Below are 19,445 nucleotides of genomic sequence, written 5' to 3' on the forward strand. Positions count from 1 at the left end.
TCTCTTCGGTTTTTTTTATTTCTATTTCAAAATTCTACCATTTGATAATAGCACTAGCCCAAGTAAAACCAGAACCAAAAGCAGCCAGAACAACAACGTCGCCTTCTTTAATTTTTCCTTTTTCCCATGCTTCGGTTAAAGCAATTGGAATGGATGCCGCGGTAGTATTTCCATATTTTTGGATGTTGTTGTACACTTGGTCATCGGTCAACTTAAACTTCTGCTGAATGAATTGTGCAATTCTCAAATTGGCCTGATGTGGAATCAACATATCAATATCCGAAACTTGAAGATTATTCGCTTCCAAACCTTCCATAATCACTTCGCTAAAACGAACTACAGCATTTTTAAACACAAACTGTCCGTTCATATAAGGAAAATAACTTTCATCATCAGGATTGTTTTCGGCAATAATATCGGTAACCCATCGTTTTCCCATTCCTGGTGCTATTAATACCAATTCTTCGGCATGTTGCCCTTCTGAATGCAAATGTGTAGAAAGTATTCCTTTGCTTAAATCTTCCTCTCTTGAAAGTACTGCTGCTCCTGCTCCATCTCCAAAAATTACTGAAACACCTCTACCTCTATCGGTCATGTCTAAACCTGTTGAATGAACTTCGGAACCAATCACTAAAATGTTTTTATACATACCGGTTTTAATGTATTGGTCGGCTACTGAAAGTGCGTAGACAAATCCCGAACATTGATTTCTAACATCTAATGCTCCAACTGTTTTTAATCCTAATTCTTTTTGAACCAAAACTCCGGGTCCAGGAAAATAATAATCAGGACTCAACGTAGCAAAAACAATAAAATCGATATCATCTTTTGAAACTCCCGAACGTTCTATTGCAATTTTGGCTGCTTTTACCCCCATTGAAGTGGTTGTATCTTCGCCTCTAACAACGTGTCTACGTTCCTGAATACCGGTTCGCTCTTGAATCCAAGCGTCATTTGTATCCATTAATTTTGATAAATCGTCGTTAGTAACAATATTTTCAGGAACATAGAAACCAAGTCCTGCTATTTTTGAGTGGAACATATTTTTAATAATTTAATAAAAACAGAAAGGCAAAATTAAGTATCTTTTAAAAATTAACAATACAAGGTACTTATAATTTAAGAATTGACAATTTATTATTTTGAAAATAGACCAAAAAAAAACCGATTTAAATAAATCGGTTTTTTTTTCTTCTTTTAAAAAGTTTTAAGCGGTTGTATCTTCAACAGTTGCATCAGGAGCATTTTTCTTTACTGATTCAATTCCGTTGTCTCTTGAAGCTACACTTTCATACATTTCACTAGTTCCAATGATTTGTCCGTTTGTCGCTTTAAGGTTAAAATATGGTTTTCCGTTTTTAGCTTCTAGTCTATCAAAACGTTTGTCTTCTTGCGAATTTTTTCTAACCGATTCTACACCGTTTAAACAAGCTGCTTTGGTAGTATAGCCTTCGCTTCCTAAAATTTCCTGACCATTTCCTGCTTTTAAGCTGAATTGAAACTCACCATTTTTTCTAGTAGAAATTACAAATTTTCCCATGTGTATAATTTTATTTTATTAGTTAACCTCATAAAGTTAGTAATTTTTACCAAAACTTGTAGCATTGACAGACTATTTTATTAATCTCTTAACTTAAATTTAAGATTGTAAATAGTATCTTCGGGCTTCTAACCAAAGAATATCATTAAATATGAAAAAAGCACTCCTTTTACTCTTATTTGTTTCTTGTTTTAAGCTTTCGGCTCAAGAAAATTTAACCTATCAAAAACCATCTGTTGAAATTCTTGCTTTGGCCGATTACGAACGCGCACCAAGCGTTAGAATGGATACCAAAAAAGAATACATGCTGTTTATGTATCGCAACACCTATAAAACTCTGGACGAATTGAGTCAGGATGAAATGCGTTTGGGTGGTTTGCGTATCAATCCTACTACTAACATTTCAAGCTCTGTTACTTATATTAATAACCTGAAAGTTCGAAAAATAGCTGATAAAACAGAAACACAAGTAACAGGATTACCTGCAAACCCTAAGATTACCAACATTTCGTGGTCGCCAAATGAAAAGAAAATTTCGTTTACCAATACTACGGCTACTGGCGTTGAGCTTTGGGTAATTGATGTTGCCACTGCAACCGCTTCAAGAATTACCGATGCCATTTTGAATGCTAACTTAGGAAACCCAATTAGTTGGATGAAAGACAATGAAACACTTTTGGTAAAAACATTACCAAAAAACCGTCCGGCATTAATAGACGTTAAAAAAGATTTACCAACCGGACCAACGGTTTCAACCAGCGATGGAAAAGTATCGCAAAACAGAACCTATCAGGATTTATTGAAAAACCCAACCGATGAAGCAAATTTTGTATCATTGGTAACTTCTGAATTGTATAAAGTTTCGCTTTCGGGCAAAATGGAATTATTCAAAAAAGCCGATATCTATGCCGGTGAAGACTTTTCGCCTGATGGAAATTATTTAATGATAACCACCATCCACAAACCGTTTTCATACATCGTGCCTTTGAGTCGTTTTCCTCAAAAAACTGTGGTTTACGATTTAAACGGAAAAGAAGTTAAAGTGGTAAATGAAGTGCCTTTAACCGAAGTTCAAGCCAAAGGTTTCTCTTCTACCCGAAAAGGAAAAAGAAGCATGAACTGGCGTGCCGACAAACCTTCCTCGTTACAATATGTGGTAGCACTTGACGAAGGCGACCAAGCCAATCAGGTGGAATATAGAGACGAATTGTTCTCTTGGGATGCGCCATTTGCTGCAAATCCTACTTCATTGTTAAAAACAAAACAACGTTATGGCGGAGTAACTTGGGGTAACGAAAACTTGGCTGTTGCTTATGACAGTTGGTACGATACCCGAAACATGAAAGCCTATATGTTCAATCCTTCAAATCCTGCTGAAAAAGCAACCGTGATGATGGATAGAAACTATCAAGATATTTATTCTGATCCGGGGAATTTTGAAACCAAAAGAAACCAATACAACCGCAATGTTTTGGCTATCGAAAACGGAAATATGTATTTAATGGGCGATGGATTTACCAAAGAAGGTCAGTTTCCTTTTATTGATGAATTCAACATCAAATCTATGAAAACAAAACGCCTTTATACTTCTAAATTAAATGATAAAAAAGAAGATTTATTATCGATAGAAGACTTCAAAAAAGGCGAAGTTTTGGTTCAAATTCAATCTAAAAACGATTATCCTAACTACTATTTCAGAAACATCAAATCGGGTAAATTAACCCCAATTACCAACTTCAAAAACCCTTTTGAAAGCATCAAAAATGTATATAAAGAAGTTATTAAATACAAACGTAATGACGGCGTGGAACTTTCGGGTACGTTGTACTTGCCAGCTGGTTATGACCGTGTAAAAAAATCTGAAAAACTTCCGTTGTTAATTTGGGCTTATCCAGAAGAGTTTAAAGATAAAAACTCGGCTGGTCAAAGCAACAAAAACCCTAACGAGTTTACGTTTCCTTACTATGGTTCGTTCGTATATTGGGTAACCAAAGGTTATGCGGTGCTTGATGATGCTTCGTTCCCTATTATTGGTGAAGGAACTACCGAGCCAAACGATACTTTCATCCCACAACTGGTTGCCAATGGTGAAGCAGCTATTAATGCGGTGAATGCTTTGGGGTACATCAATCCTAAAAAAGTAGCGGTTGGTGGTCACTCGTATGGTGCGTTTATGACGGCTAATTTATTGACGCATTCTAATCTGTTTGCGTGTGGTATTGCCCGAAGCGGTGCTTATAACAGAACCTTAACGCCATTTGGTTTCCAAAGCGAGCAACGCAATTATTGGGATGTGCCAAATGTATACAACACCATGTCGCCGTTTATGAATGCCGATAAAATGAAAACACCTTTACTATTGGTTCATGGTGATGCCGATAACAACCCAGGAACCTTCACGCTACAATCGGAGCGCTATTTCCAAGCGTTGAAAAATTTGGGTGCTCCAGTTCGATTGGTGTTGTTGCCAAAAGAAAGCCACGGCTATGCTGCCAAAGACAACATTTTGCACCTGCTGTGGGAACAAGACCAGTTTTTGGAAAAATATCTTAAAAACTAGTTTTAAGTTTCAAGTTCAAAGTTAAAGACAGGTTTTTGCCTGTCTTTTTTTTGTTTAATAAAACACTCCATATCTCGAGAAATTTATTCCTGATATAAAAACATTTTATCTGTCCGTAAAATAGTTTTTTCTTATGGAAAAGTTATTTTACCATCATTCCCAATTATTTTACGCGCCCGTAAAATTATTTGTTCTGCTCGTAAAATTATTTGTTCTGCCCGTAAAATTACTGGGAACGCTGAACAAATGATTTTTTTAGTACTACTACTACTTTTCAAAACGCAACAAATAGTTTTAAACTATGGTAAAACTATTTTACCTCTATAAAAAACTATTTTACCGACTCGAAAAGTAGTTTTTCATGCACGAAAAGTAATTTGTGGAGCAGAACAAATTATTTGTAATGGAGAACAAATTATTTGTAACGGAGAACAATTAATTTGTTCTCGAGGAAAAACTTACTTTTTTGGAGGTGAAAATGAATAAAAAAGTGAATTGATTAATTGGTTATTTAATAGATAGTTAATCCATTTTGCGTTAAGTTAGCAACGTTTTCAATTTGCTCGGCAACCCGCTCTATTTGATGAGAAACTTTAAAAAAAACTATTTTATACTTTTACTGAAATTAGGGGGATTTCCCCCTTTTTTTATTGGAACGGATTTTTTAGATTTGGAAATAATAATCAGTAAAACTAATGCTAGAATTAAATCAAAAAAAATTTAATGAAAAGCGCAGATTCAAGTTAACAGAATCTGGCATTGAAACATATACTAATGATCTAGATGTAGAAACAAATACGTTTTTTAGTTATGATGAATTTTCAAACGAAACTCGAATTTATACAGAAAAATTTCCAAAAATATTATATATAGGATTAAGTATGTTTGTATTGGCATATATTAGAGTTGCATTATTATTTGATTCTTTAAATGATTCTTCAGCTTCTGCAACTTTATTGATTTTATTAGGTTCAGCATTGACTGCATTTTATTATATATATCAAAAAAAATACAAACTTTTATGCCTAGATAATGACCAACAAGTTTTTATTTTTTCTGATAGTCCTAATGAAAAAAAGGTTGATGAATTTATAAAAACTTTTTATGAAATGCGAAAAGCAGATTATAGAAAAAGATATTTTAAAATTAACTTTGAGAATGATCCAAAAAAAGAAATAGAACGAATGAACTGGTTACTCAAAGAAGAAATTATTACTCAAAGCGAATATGATTTTATGATAGAAGAAATTCAAATAAAATTTCTTTAATTTTATTTTTTTAGATTATTTAATTTTATCCTTTCTTCACATTCAACCTTACTTCCATACCTTTTTCTAAAGCAGTATCGTTTTCAAAATAAATCAAGTTGCCGTTATGGGTAGCTTCAATAAGGTAATTGGTTCCTCGGTAATAGGCATTGGTTACGGTTACGGGTATAGCGCCATTTTTATCAACTACCAACTGATGCGGATAAAGCAACAGGTTTTTACCGTCATGAGTAATGGTATTTACATCGCCAAAAAGCGAAGCTACATAATGATTGCTTGGGTTTTGATATAAATTTTTGGGTGCTGCTTGCGCTAGCAAAGTGCCGTTTTGCATCACCAATACTTCATCGGCAAAAGACAATACATCGGTGCTATCGTGCGTGGCTACTATGGTAGTGATTTGTTGTTCTTTGAGGTAAGCAAAGAGTTTGCGGCGTAGGCTGTTTTTTCTAAAATTATCAATGTGGCTAAAAGGTTCGTCAAGCAACAGTACTTCGGGTTCTAATGCTAACACGCGAGCCAAAGCTACGCGCTGCATTTGTCCGCCGCTAAGGTATTTGGCTTTTACGTTGGCAAACTCGCTCATTTCAACTATCTCGAGCAGTTCGGCTACGCGTTGGTCTTTTTTATCTTTATAAATATTAGACAAGTATTTGCCCACATTCTCGGCTACGGTAATAAACGGCATCAAATCGAAATCTTGCGCCAAATATTTCATGAACTCCATACCAGGAATGAGGTTGAATTTTGGTCCTAGTACTTCGGTATCGTTCCAGTAGATAGCACCTTGGTCAAGATCATACAACCCGTAGATGAGTTTCAAAAGTGTGCTTTTGCCACAACCGCTTTCGCCGATAACAGCCAAAGTAGTTCCTGGTGTCACCGAAAAATCGATGCCACTTAAAGTAGGTTTGTCTAAATAAGCGAAATGAATTTGTTGAACGCGAAGCATACTTTTATTTATACTGCAAACATACGAAGTTTATAAAAAAACAAGAGCGATATTCTCAAACGTGGAGAAATCGCTCTTGCAACCTAACCAATAAACTTTAATCATGAATCATTCTTTTAAAAGAAGTGCTGACTAAACTTTTCTCAAAAGCATGTAATAAATTAAATCAGTTAAATTACTGATTATCATGATTATTAGTCTAATTTTATATAACAAAGTTACGATTGATTTATCAATTCTAATAATTACAATAGACAATGTTTTGTTAAATTTTTATTTAACAAATCGTTACATTTTATAGGTAAACTACTTAAAATCAAGAGTCTATAAACAAAGTAAGAGCACTATTCTCAAAAGATGAGGATGTGCTCTTACTGACTTAACCTAATTAACTAAAAAATTAAATAATATATTTTTCAAACGTTTTGGTGTGAACTCTGGCTTTCAAATCGTGAAGCAAATTATAAAGCCCAAAAAACGTTCGGTTGATGTATAAAAAATGTTTGGAACCGCGGTTGCCGTTCATTTTTCGCAATTGTGTATCTTTTGAAAACTCTTCGCCCATTTGAGCAATCTTACCAAAGAAATCTTCATCTGAAAAATCAAAATAATCGCCGTGGAAAGGTTGTGTAAACAAGCTTAACAACTCATGGAATATTTTGGTAAAGTATTCAATCTCTTTAGGCGAATCGTCTTCACGCAAAATTTCTAATTCGTATAATTTCTCATTAAACAACGCCGGATTGTCAATAACTTCGGGTTTTGCCAATTCAAAATAGGGAACGTAAAATTCCTCGGGAACCTGCTTGATACAACCAAAATCAATAGCTACCAATTGACCGTTTTTATCAATGATAAAATTACCCGGATGCGGATCGGCATGCACTTGCTTTAAATGATGCATCTGATACATGTAGAAATCCCAAAGAGCTTGCCCAAGTTTATCGCCCAAAACGCTATCGGTATTATGAGCTGCAAACTCCGATAAGTGTTCGCCTTCTATCCATTCCATAGTCAATATCTTCTCTGAAGAATATTCAGGATAATATTTTGGAAAACGAAGATTTTCGATGTTTTTACACCAATCAGAAACCTCAACACTTTGCTTTAATTCCAGAGTATAATCAGTTTCTTCTAATAATTTATTTTCAACTTCTTGAAAATATTTCTCAGAATCTTTACCACGAAGATTGAACATTCGGGTAGCAATAGGTTTTACTAAAGCCAAATCAGAACTTATGCTATCAGCCACACCAGGATATTGAATTTTTACGGCAAAAGTTTTATCGTCTTTAGTGGCTTTATGCACCTGACCAATGCTTGCGGCATTCACCGCATCGGGTGTAAAGGTATCGTAGATTTCTTCGGGATATTTACCCAAATATTTTTTAAAAGTCTTTTTAACCAATGGCGCCGACAATGGTGGTACTGAAAATTGTGAAAGCGAAAATTTTTCCACATAGGCTTGCGGCATGATGCTTTTATCCATGCTCAACATTTGAGCAACTTTCAATGCGCTGCCTTTTAGGTTTTTTAAACCATCATAAATGTCTTCGGCATTGTTTTCGTTGAGTTTATCACGGTTTAAAGATGGATTTACTATTTTTTCGCCATAATAGGCAACATAGTTTCCTCCTACTTTAATTCCGGTTTTCACCAATTGGCTGGCACGTTCAATTTTTCCCGTTGGGATTTTATCTAAAGTTTTCATGGGCAATTACATTTTTTCTTTCCACAAAAACTTTCCTAAATCGAATAAGTTTTCAAATTGTTTTGTATCCAATAATCCCACAACTGTAGTTACCGATTTTTCGATTAAAACATCTGTTTTTTCAAATCCTTTGGAAGTATCGTCTATCCAGAATTTTAATAAAAATAAAAATTGCAACCATGCGCCTTCTGAGTACGTTGGTTCTTTTATTTTGTTTAATTTACCCAGAACAGGATTATCTTCTTTACTGATTATTTCTTTCACAAAATCTTTAAAATGAGTTCTGAAACGTTTTAAATCTTTTAAATTTTTCAACCCATTTCTATTTTCTTTCAAGTAAAACATCACATAAGTTCTGTTTAACGTAAGAATTTCAAAAAGAGTGAAATATAAAGTCAGTAATTTGTCTTTATCGCTGAAAGAAGCATAATTTTTATCTTTCTTTATAGTTGTCAAAGCATTTTCTATAAACTTTTCCCAAACAAATTCTTTCAAAGAATCAAAGGATCCAAAAAAGGAATAGAAATCAGTTTCTTTTATTTGGTGCTTTTGACAAAAGGTATAAACGTTTTTTGGTTCTTCGTTGTTTTGAAGTACATCATCCATAAAATGGGTAATGATAAGTAAATCATCTACGATTTCTTTTTTTGTATTTGCTTTTTTTGTTGCAGTCATAACAAATTGATTAGTAATGTAAAATTACAAACCAATCTTCTATTTAAAGATTAACTAATTAGAAAGTTTTGTTAAAGTTCTTTCAAAAAAAAAGACACCCTAAAAAGGTGTCTTTTACTATATATAGATAAGCTTTCGCTGTTAGTTTCCAGCTTCTTTTTTAGCATCCTGAATCATTTTTTCATTTGCCGTAATAGCAAACTCAACTCTACGGTTTTGACTTCTACCTTCTACGGTTTCATTAGTAGCAATTGGGTCAGCAATACCTAAACCAGTAGTTACAAAACGAGAAGAAGATAATCCTTTACCTGATAAATAATTTTTAACCGATTCGGCTCTTTCTCCTGATAATTTTAAGTTATACTCAGGTGTACCTGTGCTATCTGTATATCCATAAATATTAATATTCGTATCTGGATATTGATTAAACACCGGAACTAATTTGTCTAAATTAGCTTTAGCAGTAGCTGTAAGCGTAGATTTGTTAGTATCAAAACGCACGGCATTTTCACCCAATACTAATTTAATACCTTCACCCACACGTTCAACTTGTGCACCAGGTAAAGCTGTTTCAATTTCACGGGCTTGTTTGTCCATTTTGTTACCAATAACTCCACCAGCAACACCACCAACAACACCACCGATAACTGCTCCAAGAGCACCGTTTCCGCCTTTTCCTAAGTTGTTACCTAATACTCCACCAATTACAGCTCCGGCAACAGTACCTATGGCTGCACCTCGTTGTGTTTTATTTGTGTTTTTAACGGCTTCACAACTAGTAAATGTGTTTCCTAAAATAAAAACACTTCCTAATAATATAATAGTAAACTTTTTCATGATTCTTAATTTAATTTTACAAATTGATACACAACATCGGTCATTTTTCCGGCAACATCTATTCTATCTATTAATTGAAAAGATGTATCGGTTTGATTGGCAACTTTCAAGATATAACCTGCCTTAACGGTTTTAGCTTTAGCTTCATCTAAAATTTTCATAACAAAATTTCCCTCTTTATTAATATACCAAGTAATTGGTGTAGAATAAGCTGTACAACTAGCACTGTTTAAAGAAAAGTTACCCTTGTTATTGTTAGAAACAAATTTCCAAGTACTTCCAATAAAACATTTAGAATCTGCCAAATCAAAAGATGTTACTTTGATAACATCTGAACCTGGATAAGTAACACTGGTAATACTCCAATTACCTTTAATTGCTACTTCTGACTTAATATCCAATTTGGTATTGGTTACCGATTTCGATTTACAACCTACAAAGGCAATCGAGAAGATTAATAATAAAATAACTTTTTTCATACGGGTTGAATTTAATTTTACTCTACAAAGATAATAGCAATTCTAACAATCCTTTTACAATATTTACAAGAAATGTTGTAGAATTGTTACTACGTCAATTTGTCATATCGAATTGTATTGGTATTGGTTTTGCTAGTCAAGAGTAAACAATGTTTAATTATTAAAAATAGTATAATTATGAGTTCAGGAAAAATTAATGTTTCGGTAGAAAACATTTTCCCTTTAATCAAAAAATTCCTTTATAGCGACCATGAAATCTTTCTTAGAGAATTAGTTTCAAACGCAACAGACGCCACTTTAAAATTAAAACACCTTACCAGCATTGGCGAAGCCAAAGTAGAATATGGCAATCCGATGATTGAAGTTAAAATTGATAAAGACAATAAAAAACTTCACATCATTGACCAAGGTTTGGGTATGACTGCCGAAGAAGTAGAAAAATACATCAACCAAATCGCTTTTTCGGGTGCTGAAGAATTTTTAGAAAAGTATAAAGACTCTGCCAAAGATTCAGGTATCATTGGACATTTTGGTCTTGGTTTTTATTCTGCGTTCATGGTAGCATCAAAAGTAGAAATTATTACCAAATCTTTTAAAGATGAACCTGCAGCACATTGGTCTTGTGACGGAAGTCCTGAGTTTAGTTTGATTGAAAGCGACAAAAAAGAAAGAGGAACCGAAATCATTCTTCACATTGCTGAAGATTCTTTAGAGTTTTTAGAAGAATTTAAAATTCGTGAATTGTTGACGAAGTATAACAAATTCATGCCAGTGCCAATAAAATTTGGAACTAAGCAAGAAGCGCTTCCAAAACCTGAAGATGCAGGCGATGATTATAGAACAGAATACAAAGAAGTTGACAACATCATCAACAACCCAAATCCAGCTTGGACCAAACAACCAACAGATTTAAAAGAAGAAGATTATAAAGCGTTCTATCATGAATTGTATCCAATGCAATTTGAAGAACCTTTATTTAACATTCATTTGAATGTAGATTATCCGTTTAACTTGACCGGGATTTTATATTTCCCAAAAATGTCTGCGGATTTACAGATTCAAAAAGATAAAATTCAATTATACCAAAATCAAGTATTTGTCACAGATAATGTAGAAGGCATTGTTCCTGAGTTTTTAGGAATGCTACGCGGAGTAATTGACTCGCCAGATATTCCTTTGAATGTGTCACGTTCTTACCTTCAAGCAGACGGAAATGTAAAAAAGATTTCGAATTACATCACTCGTAAAGTAGCTGATAAATTGAAATCATTATTTAACGAAAACCGTGAAGATTTTGAACAAAAATGGAACGATATCAAAATTGTTTTAGAATATGGAATGCTTTCTGAACCTAAGTTCTATGAAAAAGCAGGAGATTTTGTATTATATCCATCAGTAGATGATAAATATTACACCTTAGCCGAATTAAAAGAAGCCATAACTCCAAACCAAACGGATAAAAACGGAAAGGTTGTTGTTCTTTACGCTTCAAACAAGGAAGCACAACATGGTTATATCGAAATCGCTAAAGAAAAAGGATATGAAGTTCTATTATTGGATTCACCAATCGTATCGCATTTAATTCAAAAATTAGAAGCAGACAACGAGAACTTAACGTTCACTCGTGTAGACTCTGACCATATTGATAAATTAATCCAAAAAGAAGAAGAGCAAATTTCAAAACTTTCGGAGGAAGAATCAACTAAGTTAAAAACAGTTTTAGAAGAAATAGTTCCAAAAACAACCTATACGGTTCAATTAGAAGCTATGGATAGCAAAGCGGCTCCATTCATTATCACACAACCTGAATTCATGCGAAGAATGAAAGAAATGAGTCAAACTGGCGGCGGTGGAATGTTCGGAATGGGTAATTTCCCAGAAATGTATAATTTGGTGGTAAACTCTAATTCTGAGTTAGCTTCTACAATCTTAAACACAGAAGACAAATCGGCTCAAGAAAGTTTGGTAAAACAAGCGCTTGATTTAGCCAAAATTTCTCAAGGATTATTGAAAGGCGAAGAATTGACGGCTTTTGTAAAGAGAAGTTTTGAGTTGATTAAATAGTAAGAAAGAAACAAGAGAAAAGAAAAAAGACCTGCTAGTGAAAACTTGCAGGTTTTTTATTGGAATAAATTTACGAACTTCGTAACTCACAATTTTCAATAAAAAATGACTCTAGAAATACAAACTCCTGCTTTACTCTTTTCTGCAACATCGTTAATATTATTGGCATATACCAATCGTTTTTTGACTATAGCACAAATCGTTCGTGGCTTGAAGAAAACGTATGACCAAGAACACAGCAAAGACATCTTTCTTCAAATTAAAAACCTCAACTTACGCCTTTCTCTAATAAGATACATGCAGCTTTTTGGAGTGTTATGTTTGTTTCTATCTGTTTTTGCAATGCTTGTGTTATTTTTAAATTTTCAAGTAGTTGGAATCTATTTATTTGCTGGAAGTTTGTTGTGCTTATTAATATCGCTTGGACTTTCTTTTTGGGAAATTAGCATTTCTGTAACTGCACTGAGATTACACTTGAAAGATTTGATGGAAAAATAAACCTCAAATTAAATTTGAGTACCTTTAAAGACTATTTTCTAAAAATAACACATGGAAACCAAAAAAGACCTAAAACTTGCCGTACTAATTGATGCCGATAACGTTCCTTATGCTAACGTAAAAGAAATGTTTGAAGAAATAGCAAAGTATGGAACGCCAACTTTCAAGCGAATTTATGCCGATTGGACGAAGCCAACGGTTTCCGGTTGGAAAAATGTACTTTTAGAAAACGCGATAACACCAGTACAACAATACAGTTATACTTCAGGCAAAAACTCTTCGGACAGTGCATTGATTATTGATGCTATGGATATTTTATACACAGGAAATGTTGATGGTTTTTGTATAGTTTCTAGCGATTCTGATTTTACACGTTTAGCAACACGTTTGCGTGAAGCAGGCATGAAAGTTATCGGAATTGGTGAAAAGAAAACCTTAACTCCATTCATTACGGCTTGTGATAAGTTTATCTATATCGAAATTTTAAAGAAAGAAGAAACGGAAAGTATAAATGATAATGATGCTAAAAGAACTTCCCGAAAACCAAAAGCAAAGACTAATCCATTAAGTAAAATTGACCCAAAAATCATTAAATTATTTTCAGATAGCATCAATGATTTAGAAGACGAAAACGGTTGGGCATTTTTGGGTGATTTAGGAAACTTAATGCTCAAAAAGAAACCTGATTTTGATCCAAGAAATTATGGTTTTCCAAAACTTTTACCACTAATAAAAAGCATAAACAAGTTTGAAACGGATATTAGAGAAACTGGAAATTCAAACATTAAACACATTTATGTAAAAAAGAAATAGCAATTTATGAGTTTATTTAAAAAAATATTAAAATTTTTAGGATTAGAAGTTTATACTATTTCCTTGCAAAGCTTCAAAGAACAATTTGGAAATATGATGGAAATGGAATGGAAAGAAGTAAAAGTTAAAAGTCCAGATGGGATGATAAGTAAATATAAAACATTCCCTATTAATGAAATTAGATGTAAAAATGATGAAGGAAAAGAAGTGATTTTAAAAATAAAACCCTCAATAGAAATGAGAGTTACTTATTCAAATAACAAAAAATCAGTATTCTATTTTGATAAAATTAAAGTTGAAAACAATACTATTTCTGGGAGCCAATCAAGAATATTCGGATTTATTACAAAAGAAATACATTTTAGAGACATTACTAAAATTGAAATTCAAGACGGAAGAAAACAATTTAAATATGTTTAACTTATTAAACTTTCAACTTAAAAAAGAACCGCAACAATTGTTGCGGTTCTTTTTTATTATTTACTCAAATACATTTTTCTCCTTGAATACAATTCATAGAATTGATCGTCTTTTAAATCATCAATAAATAAAATACTTTCACCTGTAGATTTCATTTCTGGTCCAAGTGCTTTGTTTACATTTTTAAATTTACTGAAAGAGAAAACCGGTTGTTTTATAGCAAATCCTTTTAATTTTGGATTGAATGTAAAATCGGTTACTTTGTTTACTCCTAACATTACTTTGGTTGCGTAATTTACATACGGTTCGCCATATGCTTTTGCTATAAACGGAACCGTTCTCGAAGCTCTTGGATTGGCTTCGATGATGTAAACAGTATCATCTTTTATGGCAAACTGAATATTGATTAACCCAACAGTTTGTAAAGCCAAGGCAATTTTCTTGGTGTGATCTTTTATTTGTTGCATCACAAATTCGCCCAAATTAAATGGCGGCAACGTTGCATTACTATCACCAGAATGAACTCCACATGGTTCTATATGTTCCATAATTCCGATGATGTACACATTTTCTCCATCGCAAATAGCATCGGCTTCTGCTTCAACTGCACCATCTAAATAATGGTCGAGCAACAATTTATTTCCAGGAATGTTTTTCAACAAATCGATGACATGTTCTTCCAGTTCTTGTTTATTGATTACGATTTTCATGCCTTGACCACCTAAAACATAAGAAGGACGAACTAGCAATGGAAAATCTAAAACATCGGCTAAGGCAGAAGCTTGTTCCGCATTTTCTGCTACCCCAAATTTTGGAAAAGGAATATTTAATTCTTCTAATAATTCTGAAAATCTTCCTCTATCTTCGGCTAAATCCAAAGCATCAAAAGAAGTTCCAAGAATTTTAATTCCATATTTTGATAATTTTTCAGCTAATTTCAAGGCAGTTTGTCCACCTAATTGAACAATGACACCTTCAGGTTTTTCATGTCTGATAATATCATAAATGTGTTCCCAGAAAACAGGTTCAAAATATAATTTATCAGCCGTATCAAAATCGGTAGAAACGGTTTCAGGATTACAGTTAATCATTATCGTTTCATAACCACATTCTCTAGCCGCTAAAACGCCGTGAACACAAGAATAATCGAACTCAATTCCTTGTCCAATTCGGTTTGGTCCTGAACCTAAAACCACTACTTTTTTTCTATCGGTTACTATACTTTCATTATCTACGTATCGTTTTCCATCAGCCGTTTCTATTTCAGCTTCAAAAGTAGAATAGTAATAAGGTGTCATTGCTTTAAATTCGGCAGCACATGTATCAACCAATTTATACACTCGATTGATATTCATTTCTTCACGCAACTTGTACACCTGACTTTCTAAACAACCCAACATGTGTGCTATTTGTCTGTCGCCATAACCTTTTTGTTTGGCTTCAAGCAATAATTCTTTAGGTAAAGTATCAACTTTATATTTTGAAATTTCTTTTTCTAAATGATATAATTCTTCATATTGTTTCAAAAACCACATATCTATTTTAGTGATTTCATGAATTCTACTTAATGGAATTCCAATTTGTATGGCATCATAAATTACAAAAACTCTATCCCAACTTGCATTCGTTAGTTTTTCTATAATTTGTTCGTAGTTTTTATAACTTTTCCCATCAGCACCAAGTCCATTTCGTTTAATTTCTAATGACTGTGTCGCTTTGTGCAACGCCTCTTGAAACGAACGACCAATTCCCATTACTTCACCAACCGATTTCATTTGAAGTCCTAACGTTCTGTCTGCGCCTTCAAATTTATCGAAGTTCCAACGTGGAATTTTTACAATTACATAGTCTAAAGTTGGTTCAAATAACGCTGAAGTTGATTTAGTAATTTGATTGGATAACTCATCTAAAGTGTATCCTAAAGCCAATTTTGTAGCTACTTTAGCAATTGGATAACCCGTAGCTTTTGATGCTAATGCCGAAGAACGAGAAACACGTGGATTGATTTCTATCGCTACTATATCTTCTTTTTCATCAGGTGAAACTGCAAACTGAACATTACATCCGCCAGCAAAATTGCCGATACTACGCATCATCAAAATGGCCATATCACGCATTTTTTGAAAAGTAGTATCGCTCAAAGTCATTGCTGGAGCAACAGTTATCGAATCTCCAGTATGAATACCCATTGGATCCATATTTTCAATCGAACAAATGATGACTACGTTGTCATTTTTATCACGAAGTAATTCTAATTCATATTCTTTCCAACCTAATAAAGCTTTGTCAATCAACACTTCGTGTATTGGTGACATTTCTAAACCATAGGTTAATTTTTCATCAAATTCTTCCTTTGTATGCACAAAAGCAGCTCCAGTTCCACCAAGAGTAAACGATGGACGAATTACTAACGGAAAACCAAATTCCTGAGCTATTTCTTTACCTTTTAAAAATGAAGTTGCAATTTTAGCTGGTGCTGCGCCTACACCAAGTTTGACTAGAAGTTGTTTAAATTGTTCTCTGTCTTCAGTGATGTTGATTGCATTAACATCAACGCCAATCATTTTTACATTAAAGTCGTTCCAAATTCCTTTTTCATCGGCTTCCAAACATAAGTTTAATGCGGTTTGTCCACCCATTGTTGGTAAAACGGCATCAATTTGAGGATGTTCTTTTAAAATTTGGATTAATGATTTTGTGGTTAATGGCAATAAATAAACATGATCAGCCATTGATGGATCAGTCATAATTGTTGCTGGATTAGAATTTATAAGTATAACTTCTATTCCTTCTTCTCTTAAAGAACGTGCTGATTGTGAACCTGCATAATCAAATTCACATGCTTGACCAATTACGATTGGACCTGAACCTATAATTAAAACTGATTTGATTGAATTGTCTTTCGGCATTGTAGTTAGTTGTTGTAAGTTGTATTCTTTTAGTTTTTATGATTGCTTCAAAATTAATTCGTTTGTTATTAATGATATAAAAACGAGTTTGAAACTTATCAATTTTTATAAACAAGTTATAAAAAAAGCCGTTACTAATAAAAGTAACGGCTTGATATGTGATGAAATAAATTCATTATTTTTTGTGTCTTGGTTCACAAGATACAGTCAATTTATGTCTTCCTTTAGCACGACGACGCGCAAGGACTTTTCTTCCATTAGCAGAAGCCATTCTGTCCATAAATCCGTGTTTATTTCTTCTTTTTCTTTTCGATGGTTGAAACGTTCTTTTGCTCATTGTTCAGTATCTTTAAAATCGTATATAAATCTTTGTTGTAGGTTCTTTCAAAACCGAGTGCAAATATACAAACCTTTTTTTTTCTGGCAAGTACTTTTTTAAAAATATTTTTAATTGATTTTATTACCTTTGCGGACTAATAAATTTTTATCATGTTTCACAAAAATATTAAAATAGTTTTAGCCGTTCTAATCTTTGCTGCTGCCATTTGGCAATTTACAGAAAGTAATATTGGTAATGGGATATTTCTAATTCTTTTAACTTTCATCCCAATTTTTCTTTATTATAAAAATGAATACATCTTATTAGCTTTTTTAAAACTAAGAAAACAAGACTTTCCAGGTGCGAAAATTTGGTTAGACCGAATTAAAAACCCAGAAACTGCATTAGTTCGCAAACAACAAGGTTATTATAATTACCTTAATGGTTTGATGTTATCGCAAACAAATTTAATTCAAGCTGAGAAATATTTCAAAAAAGCAGTTGAACTTGGTTTGAATATGGACATGGATTTAGCAGTTGCAAAATTAAACTTAGCAGGAATTGCAATGTCTAGACGAAGAAAAATGGAAGCTACTGCTTTATTAAACGAAGCAAAAAAACTTGACAAACAAAATATGCTTAAGGACCAAATTACAATGATGAAAGAGCAAATGAAGAAAATTTAATTGATTTCAAAGTTCAAATAAAAAATCCCGACTCAGTTGAATCGGGATTTTTTTATTTTTAATAACCTTCTAATGGAATTTCAATTTCGTATTTTTTCTTAGACGGATTAACTAATTTTTTATCACGCAACCAAGGATTGTGAATTTTAAGAATTTTATAATTTATACCTTGTCCCAAAGCAAAAGTTGCTAAATTATTAATCGTTGAATCTACTTCTATCTTCTTAGTTGGAATTTTAGTATACAATTCATTTGGAAAAAGTGTAAAACCATATTTTCCTGCATTTTGCATAATTTCTTTCAATGCTAAAATTCTAAAAACATAACGTGAAGTTTCATCCGTCAGAGCTAAATCATAATAATTCGTTACTTGTTGCTCTTCTATTTTTTTGTTAACTCCACTCATTCCACCATTATAAGAAGCTGCCGCCAAAGTCCAAGAACCAAATTTATCCTTTGCCGATAATAAATATTTACAAGCTGCTTCAGTAGATTTTTCTAAATGATAACGTTCGTCTACGTAGTCGTTAACTTCCATTCCTTTTTCCTTTGCGGTATCAGGCATAAACTGCCAAACTCCACGTGCGCCAGCAGAAGAAACTGCGTTTACAAGTCCGCTTTCAATAACTGCTAAATATTTAAAATCATCTGGAACTCCATATTTTTGAAGAATAGGTTCAATTACAGGAAATGCTCTATTTGCTCTCTTTAAAATCAAAGTGGTTGATGAATGAAGATTAGCATTTATAACTAACTCTTTATCCAATCTTTCTTTTACATCGGCAATTTTCAATGGTGTTTGTTCACCAGCAAAATCAATTTCAGTTGGAAAATACAATGCTGTTCCTTCGCGAACTGCTTTTTGTTTATCGTTACCAGAAATAGCAAAAATAAACATTCCAGAAATCAATATAATTCCGATAGTTGTTAGTACTGCATGGTTCTTTTTCATGAGGCAAAATTTTAATAATTATCTAGGTAAAACTACAAAAATCGGTCCAAAAAAGCTATTCATCTAACATAATTTTAGGCAAATTTTCATTTAACCATTTATAACGATTTAAAATCATAATATGTGTTCCGCCTTTAACTGGAATATAGTCTTTTATATACTTAACAGGAAAAACTTCATCTTCAAGTCCATGAATATGAATAATTTCTTTATCAATTTCTGTTCGTTCCCATAGAATAACATTTTCAATTGCCCAACTCAAATAATTTTTATCTCTTACTGAAAGAAATTTTTCATACAACTTTACTCTTTGTTTGATAAAATCTCCAAATGCATATTTGGCCAAATTTTCAATATTTTGAAATAAAGACATTGGAATTAATTTATAAGCTTTAGTTGTTTTTGCAATTTTCATTCTTCTTGGAAACTCTTTATTTGACTTTACACTCGAAATGATAATTACTTTTTGAGGATTCAAAAACTGTTTCATTTCCTGCACTAAAATTCCACCAAATGAAACTCCTACTAAAATTGGATTCTCATGAATTACTTTATCAGCCATTCGTTTAGCATAATTTGACAGACTTTCATTTTCATTAGGTAAAAACCATTCTAATAAATGTATTTCAAATTGGTCTTCTGGCAATTTTATTCGCTCAAAAATATCAGGACTTGCTGCTAAACCTGGCATAAAATAAACCTGTGTTTTTTTCATTTTAAAAATTTTCATAAAAATAAAGATTTGTAATTCTATTTTAAGTT

18 protein-coding genes are annotated in these 19,445 nt (G+C 32.9%); 7 read left to right on the top strand and 11 right to left on the bottom strand.

Annotation, left to right across the window (positions count from 1 at the left end; translation table 11 throughout):
- Nucleotides 1-34: 34 nt before the first annotated feature.
- Entirely contained in the window at nt 35-1,042 is a 1,008-nt protein-coding gene (locus RN605_RS06560; protein WP_313323321.1) for a 3-oxoacyl-ACP synthase III family protein, read from the bottom strand.
- Between the two features lie 165 nt (nt 1,043-1,207).
- Nucleotides 1,208-1,540 carry a YegP family protein gene (locus tag RN605_RS06565; protein ID WP_313323324.1) on the bottom strand — a complete coding sequence of 111 codons (333 nt, stop codon included), beginning with the start codon at nt 1,538-1,540 and terminating at the stop codon, nt 1,208-1,210.
- A gap of 151 nt (nt 1,541-1,691) precedes the next feature.
- Between RN605_RS06565 and RN605_RS06570 the strand changes: the two genes are divergently transcribed.
- Together RN605_RS06570 and RN605_RS06575 are read left to right on the top strand one after the other, a co-directional pair.
- Entirely contained in the window at nt 1,692-4,100 is a 2,409-nt protein-coding gene (locus RN605_RS06570) for a S9 family peptidase (protein ID WP_313323326.1), read from the top strand.
- Nucleotides 4,101-4,795: 695 nt separating this feature from the next.
- Nucleotides 4,796-5,368: a hypothetical protein gene (locus RN605_RS06575; RefSeq protein ID WP_313323328.1), complete on the top strand. Its 573-nt coding sequence runs from the start codon at nt 4,796-4,798 to the stop codon at nt 5,366-5,368.
- A gap of 25 nt (nt 5,369-5,393) precedes the next feature.
- On the opposite strand, the gene RN605_RS06580 is transcribed toward RN605_RS06575, so the two are convergent.
- From RN605_RS06580 to RN605_RS06600, 5 genes are all read right to left on the bottom strand, one after another.
- A complete protein-coding gene (locus RN605_RS06580) occupies nt 5,394-6,320 on the bottom strand; it encodes an ABC transporter ATP-binding protein (RefSeq protein WP_313323330.1) in 927 nt (308 codons plus the stop codon).
- Between the two features lie 400 nt (nt 6,321-6,720).
- Nucleotides 6,721-8,031, bottom strand: a complete 1,311-nt coding sequence (locus RN605_RS06585) for an ABC1 kinase family protein (protein ID WP_313323331.1) — start codon at nt 8,029-8,031, stop codon at nt 6,721-6,723.
- A 6-nt stretch (nt 8,032-8,037) separates the two neighbouring features.
- Entirely contained in the window at nt 8,038-8,706 is a 669-nt protein-coding gene (locus tag RN605_RS06590) for a TetR family transcriptional regulator C-terminal domain-containing protein (protein WP_313323333.1), read from the bottom strand.
- Nucleotides 8,707-8,847: 141 nt separating this feature from the next.
- Nucleotides 8,848-9,543 carry an OmpA family protein gene (locus RN605_RS06595; RefSeq protein ID WP_313323334.1) on the bottom strand — a complete coding sequence of 232 codons (696 nt, stop codon included), beginning with the start codon at nt 9,541-9,543 and terminating at the stop codon, nt 8,848-8,850.
- A 5-nt stretch (nt 9,544-9,548) separates the two neighbouring features.
- Nucleotides 9,549-10,022, bottom strand: a complete 474-nt coding sequence (locus RN605_RS06600; protein WP_313323336.1) for a lipocalin family protein — start codon at nt 10,020-10,022, stop codon at nt 9,549-9,551.
- Between the two features lie 177 nt (nt 10,023-10,199).
- On the opposite strand from RN605_RS06600, the gene htpG reads away from it, so the two are divergent.
- From htpG to RN605_RS06620, 4 genes are all read left to right on the top strand, one after another.
- Nucleotides 10,200-12,086: a molecular chaperone HtpG gene (gene htpG / locus RN605_RS06605; protein ID WP_313323338.1), complete on the top strand. Its 1,887-nt coding sequence runs from the start codon at nt 10,200-10,202 to the stop codon at nt 12,084-12,086.
- Between the two features lie 105 nt (nt 12,087-12,191).
- The gene (locus tag RN605_RS06610) at nt 12,192-12,584 is read left to right on the top strand and encodes a DUF2721 domain-containing protein (RefSeq protein ID WP_313323340.1); all 393 of its coding nucleotides are present in this window, start codon (nt 12,192-12,194) and stop codon (nt 12,582-12,584) included.
- A 51-nt stretch (nt 12,585-12,635) separates the two neighbouring features.
- Nucleotides 12,636-13,397: an NYN domain-containing protein gene (locus RN605_RS06615; protein WP_313323342.1), complete on the top strand. Its 762-nt coding sequence runs from the start codon at nt 12,636-12,638 to the stop codon at nt 13,395-13,397.
- 6 nt (nt 13,398-13,403) lie between these two features.
- Entirely contained in the window at nt 13,404-13,817 is a 414-nt protein-coding gene (locus tag RN605_RS06620) for a hypothetical protein (protein WP_313323344.1), read from the top strand.
- 56 nt (nt 13,818-13,873) lie between these two features.
- On the opposite strand, the gene carB is transcribed toward RN605_RS06620, so the two are convergent.
- Entirely contained in the window at nt 13,874-16,726 is a 2,853-nt protein-coding gene (gene carB / locus RN605_RS06625; RefSeq protein WP_313323346.1) for a carbamoyl-phosphate synthase large subunit, read from the bottom strand.
- Between the two features lie 175 nt (nt 16,727-16,901).
- Nucleotides 16,902-17,063, bottom strand: coding sequence for a 50S ribosomal protein L34 (rpmH, locus tag RN605_RS06630; protein ID WP_007136275.1), 162 nt, complete (start codon nt 17,061-17,063; stop codon nt 16,902-16,904).
- A gap of 152 nt (nt 17,064-17,215) precedes the next feature.
- Between rpmH and RN605_RS06635 the strand changes: the two genes are divergently transcribed.
- Nucleotides 17,216-17,731: a DUF2892 domain-containing protein gene (locus RN605_RS06635; protein ID WP_313323447.1), complete on the top strand. Its 516-nt coding sequence runs from the start codon at nt 17,216-17,218 to the stop codon at nt 17,729-17,731.
- Nucleotides 17,732-17,789: 58 nt separating this feature from the next.
- On the opposite strand, the gene RN605_RS06640 is transcribed toward RN605_RS06635, so the two are convergent.
- A complete protein-coding gene (locus tag RN605_RS06640) occupies nt 17,790-18,683 on the bottom strand; it encodes a lytic transglycosylase domain-containing protein (RefSeq protein WP_313323449.1) in 894 nt (297 codons plus the stop codon).
- 55 nt (nt 18,684-18,738) lie between these two features.
- Nucleotides 18,739-19,398, bottom strand: coding sequence for an alpha/beta hydrolase (locus tag RN605_RS06645; protein WP_313323451.1), 660 nt, complete (start codon nt 19,396-19,398; stop codon nt 18,739-18,741).
- Nucleotides 19,399-19,445 lie beyond the last annotated feature (47 nt).

The organism is Flavobacterium sp. PMTSA4, from assembly GCF_032098525.1.
Classification (GTDB): domain Bacteria; phylum Bacteroidota; class Bacteroidia; order Flavobacteriales; family Flavobacteriaceae; genus Flavobacterium; species Flavobacterium capsici.

Coding starts and splice junctions, on each gene's coding strand:
- RN605_RS06620 (WP_313323344.1), top strand. CDS start 13,404: ATGAGTTTATTTAAAAAAATATTAAAATTTTTAGGATTAGAAGTTTAT.
- RN605_RS06635 (WP_313323447.1), top strand. CDS start 17,216: ATGTTTCACAAAAATATTAAAATAGTTTTAGCCGTTCTAATCTTTGCT.
- RN605_RS06585 (WP_313323331.1), bottom strand. CDS start 8,031: ATGAAAACTTTAGATAAAATCCCAACGGGAAAAATTGAACGTGCCAGC.
- RN605_RS06600 (WP_313323336.1), bottom strand. CDS start 10,022: ATGAAAAAAGTTATTTTATTATTAATCTTCTCGATTGCCTTTGTAGGT.
- RN605_RS06565 (WP_313323324.1), bottom strand. CDS start 1,540: ATGGGAAAATTTGTAATTTCTACTAGAAAAAATGGTGAGTTTCAATTC.
- RN605_RS06615 (WP_313323342.1), top strand. CDS start 12,636: ATGGAAACCAAAAAAGACCTAAAACTTGCCGTACTAATTGATGCCGAT.
- RN605_RS06595 (WP_313323334.1), bottom strand. CDS start 9,543: ATGAAAAAGTTTACTATTATATTATTAGGAAGTGTTTTTATTTTAGGA.
- carB (WP_313323346.1), bottom strand. CDS start 16,726: ATGCCGAAAGACAATTCAATCAAATCAGTTTTAATTATAGGTTCAGGT.
- RN605_RS06645 (WP_313323451.1), bottom strand. CDS start 19,398: ATGAAAAAAACACAGGTTTATTTTATGCCAGGTTTAGCAGCAAGTCCT.
- RN605_RS06640 (WP_313323449.1), bottom strand. CDS start 18,683: ATGAAAAAGAACCATGCAGTACTAACAACTATCGGAATTATATTGATT.
- rpmH (WP_007136275.1), bottom strand. CDS start 17,063: ATGAGCAAAAGAACGTTTCAACCATCGAAAAGAAAAAGAAGAAATAAA.
- RN605_RS06610 (WP_313323340.1), top strand. CDS start 12,192: ATGACTCTAGAAATACAAACTCCTGCTTTACTCTTTTCTGCAACATCG.
- RN605_RS06560 (WP_313323321.1), bottom strand. CDS start 1,042: ATGTTCCACTCAAAAATAGCAGGACTTGGTTTCTATGTTCCTGAAAAT.
- RN605_RS06570 (WP_313323326.1), top strand. CDS start 1,692: ATGAAAAAAGCACTCCTTTTACTCTTATTTGTTTCTTGTTTTAAGCTT.
- RN605_RS06590 (WP_313323333.1), bottom strand. CDS start 8,706: ATGACTGCAACAAAAAAAGCAAATACAAAAAAAGAAATCGTAGATGAT.
- RN605_RS06580 (WP_313323330.1), bottom strand. CDS start 6,320: ATGCTTCGCGTTCAACAAATTCATTTCGCTTATTTAGACAAACCTACT.
- htpG (WP_313323338.1), top strand. CDS start 10,200: ATGAGTTCAGGAAAAATTAATGTTTCGGTAGAAAACATTTTCCCTTTA.
- RN605_RS06575 (WP_313323328.1), top strand. CDS start 4,796: ATGCTAGAATTAAATCAAAAAAAATTTAATGAAAAGCGCAGATTCAAG.